The 3512-nt window shown below is 57.0% G+C and carries 4 protein-coding genes; 1 reads left to right on the top strand and 3 read right to left on the bottom strand.

Features of this window, described 5'->3' with window-relative positions; translation table 11 throughout:
* Positions 1-189 precede the first annotated feature (189 nt).
* A complete protein-coding gene (locus WCJ41_RS20715; protein WP_336907733.1) occupies positions 190-1581 on the top strand; it encodes an aminopeptidase P family N-terminal domain-containing protein in 1392 nt (463 codons plus the stop codon).
* 328 nt (positions 1582-1909) lie between these two features.
* On the opposite strand, the gene WCJ41_RS20710 is transcribed toward WCJ41_RS20715, so the two are convergent.
* From WCJ41_RS20710 to WCJ41_RS20700, 3 genes are all read right to left on the bottom strand, one after another.
* Entirely contained in the window at positions 1910-2113 is a 204-nt protein-coding gene (locus WCJ41_RS20710; protein WP_336907732.1) for a hypothetical protein, read from the bottom strand.
* Positions 2114-2346: 233 nt separating this feature from the next.
* Positions 2347-3093: a Bax inhibitor-1/YccA family protein gene (locus WCJ41_RS20705; protein ID WP_336907731.1), complete on the bottom strand. Its 747-nt coding sequence runs from the start codon at positions 3091-3093 to the stop codon at positions 2347-2349.
* Positions 3094-3244: 151 nt separating this feature from the next.
* The coding region (locus WCJ41_RS20700; RefSeq protein WP_336907730.1) for a hypothetical protein at positions 3245-3512 on the bottom strand (268 nt) is incomplete at its 5' end.

Below are 3512 nucleotides of genomic sequence, written 5' to 3'. Positions count from 1 at the left end.
GTCCAGATGCGGTCTGCTCGCACTAGGGCGTTCGCGGTTTCTATGAGACATGATGATGAAAGGCAACTGAGGGGCTTGACCCAGGACCTCTTGGAATGATGTTCTGAAACAACACTCAGACATTCCGAGTGACTTGCCCCACGTGAGAGTTTCGGGCCGCGTTACCCACCTATAGGAAGGCCAGAGCAGATGCCCAAATTCACCCTTGCTGATGTCAAGCTGCCGGACTTTGGCCTACCATCAAGCCGTCCTGAACTCTCCATGCGGACCTACAGAGACCGGCTCGACACCTTCAGGAAGCGCCTGATCCACATAGGCATTGATGCCGCGGTGATTTATGCTGACCGGGAGCATGCCGCGAACATCGCCTATCTCACGGGCTTCGAGCCGCGATTCGAGGAGGCTCTTCTAGTTATTGGCCTGCACCGTGAGCCGCTCATCATTACTGGGCCGGAGAATCAAGGCTATGCTTCGAGCTCTCCGCTGCGTCCAGAGGTCTGGCTCTATCCACCCTTTGGCCTGCTGGGTCAGGATAGGAGCAAAACCCCGCCTTTGTCCGACTTGTTGGCCAAGGCTGGGCTCATCAAGGGACAGTCCATCGGCATTGTAGGATGGAAGTATTTCGGACACGTTGAGACGGCCGATCCTGATCAGTGGATAGATGCACCCGCGTACATCGTCGATACGATCCGCCATCTTGCAGGAGATCGCGGCAGATGCAGCAACATAACCCGTCTGTTGATGGATTCGTCATCGGGCATGCGAGCGGTGAATGAGGTTACCCAGCTTGCCCAGTTCGAGTTCTCCGCATGCCACGCCTCTGAATCGGTCAAGCGCCTCATCTTTGGTTTGCGGCCGGGGATGACAGAACACGAGGCAGCTCAGTTGCTCAAGCCGATTGGCCTTCCTCTCAGCTGCCATACAATGCTGATGTCGGGCGACAGAACGCGCCTCGGGTTGGCAAGTCCGTCTTCCAGGCCTCTACGAACCGGTGAGCCATTTACAGTTGCGTTCGGGTACTGCGGCGGATTGACCTGTCGATCAGGTTTTCTGGTTCACGATGCCACAGAATTGCCAACGGCCATTCAGGATTACAGTGAGCGCCTCGCAGCTCCGTATTTTTCTTGCGCCGCGGATTGGTATGAAACCATCGGCCTTGGAGTATGCGGTGGCCAGATTGACGCCATGGTGCGTCGGCACCTTGGCGATCCGTTCTTTGGACTTATTCTGAACCCCGGTCATCTTATCCATCTTGACGAGTGGATGAACACGCCGATCTATCCGGACAGTCGAGAGTGTCTCCGTTCCGGCCAAGCACTGCAGATCGACATTATTCCAGCCACAGGGTCGGATTACGCGTCTGTCAACATCGAGGATGGGATAGCCTTGCTTGATGAGAGAGGCCGGGCGGAGTTTCGAGACAGCTTTCCGGAGACTTGGTCGCGGATCGAGGCCAGGCGATCTTTCATGTTGGATGTCCTGGGCATTCGGCTCAAGGCCGAAGTGCTCCCATTCAGCAATCTCACAGGTTATTTGCCACCTTTCCTGCTGTCGCCTAGCGTTGCATTCGTGAAGTCCTGATGGCAGCCTGATCTCAACCAACCTTGAAGACAACCCGTTGACTGGAGACAGGCGGCCGATCATCCGCCATCACGGCGAGTTCGCCGCCGAGGGCCCAGTACCCACCGAGGATCCAGAGTTTGCCCCACGATCAAGACGCCCGTGGCAGGGCGGAAATCAAAATGGCCGAAACACGCTAACTCGGGGGTCATACCCAATGAAATCAGGGCTTTTCGTGCCGCCAAGTCAAAACAAAACGGAAAAATCAAAATCAGAAAAACTCTCGAAAACCGGGCTGCCGCGCCAGCGCATCTCTAAGGTTGAAAATGGAGTTCCTAACCCCCACCCCTCACGGTGGACGCGCGTCCGGCGGTCTGCCGCGGAGCCCTGCACCACTCAGCATCAGCGCCATAAATCGCGACGAACCGGTGAGGACGCGCGGATGCTGCTCCTGCCACGCGGCATAGGCTTCATCTCGCAACATCTCCTTCGGCACGGAAGGACCCCACAGCTGCTCGAAGGGAAACCGCGCCCTGCCAGTGCGCTTCAACACGCCACCTCAGTTGCGCTTCACCACGAAGGCCACGCTTAAACTTTGGGACTTACCCCAGATCTTCTCTCGCATGTAGCAGGAGAACTGCTTCGCCCCGAACAAGGAGTGTGGCAGATGGCGACCAAGAACCGAGGTCAGCGGTTCAACCGCACTCAGCGCTATTATCCAGTGCATGCAGAGTAAAGGCCTAACCAATTTTCGAGGTTAGGCCTGAATTTGCAATCCTGACTGGATCAGTCGTTGGAGTTCATAAAGCCCAGGATCTGCAGGATGTTGACGAAGATGCTGATGAAGCTGCCATAGAGTACGAAGGCGCCGAACACAGACTTGCGCGCCACGGCTTCGCTGCTGTCGGCTTCCACATACATCTCCTTGATGGCCTGCGTTTCCCACGCCGTGATGAGCGACACGAAAATCACGAAGCCGAAGGAGATGACCATGCTGATCATCATGGCGGCAGCAGTGATGCCGGTGAACATGGCAACCACCAGATTCACGAGGCCTGCAATCAGCAAGCCAATCAGAGCCATGCCAGCCATGGCACCCATGCCGGAGAGATCACGTTTCGAGGTGTAGCCCCACAGGCTCATCGCGCCGAAGGTGGCGGCAGCGGACAGAAAGGCCGTCATCACGATCGAGGGGTTGACGCCAAGGTAGCGGTTCACCATCGGCGCAATGCCGATGCCCCACAGCGCCACATAGGCCCAGTAGACCACATGGGCGCGCGCAACCGTGCCACCCATCAGCAGGCGCTGTGCAAAGAAGCCCATGGCGATCAGGCCGATCACGGCCGGGAAGGCCAGTACATTCACCAAGGCCCCAAAGGCGGGAATGGTGTAGCTCGCCATCACGACGATGGCGGTAACCGCCACGCCGAGCGCCATGTAGTTGTATATGCCCAGCATATAGGCGCGCAGACCCTGATCGACCACGGCGCGGGCATCAACCCGAGACTGTGGGGCATATCGGAAATCGACCATTCGTTCCTCCAGCGAAAACATTGCAGATAAGTATAAGAAACTGCCAAGGGTTCTTCAAGTCACAGGAAATTTAGAAAACAAAAACTTGCTGCAGCGAGCATCATAGCAACCCTAGAGGGTAAATCTGCGATCCGAAAATACGTTGGGCTCATCAGGCAGCAAGCATGTCCTCGACGCTGTCCGGCACGTCGCCTTCCTGGCAGATCAGCGTGGCCTCGCCGTATTCGCCAAGCCCAGGATCGCCAGAGCGCTTGAAGGCGATGGCACCCACTGCGCCCTTGGTGACAGCGTCACGCGCCTGCGACATTGCCGAACGCTCCGAGGAGCATTGCACGCCCGCCTGAGCGACAATTCCACCCCTCATCTTCTTGAAGGGGATCATGACGAAAAACGTGACGTTGGCCATCTCGGTACTCCAT

The organism is Aestuariivirga sp., assembly GCF_037139295.1.
Taxonomy (GTDB): domain Bacteria; phylum Pseudomonadota; class Alphaproteobacteria; order Rhizobiales; family Aestuariivirgaceae; genus Aestuariivirga.
The sequence above is the reverse complement of the archived record's forward strand: the minus strand, read 5'-3'. Positions and strand labels throughout refer to the sequence as shown.

Excerpts from the sequence above, each read along its gene's own strand:
- WCJ41_RS20705 (WP_336907731.1), bottom strand. The coding sequence starts at position 3,093 with ATGGTCGATTTCCGATATGCCCCACAGTCTCGGGTTGATGCCCGCGCC.
- WCJ41_RS20715 (WP_336907733.1), top strand. The coding sequence starts at position 190 with ATGCCCAAATTCACCCTTGCTGATGTCAAGCTGCCGGACTTTGGCCTA.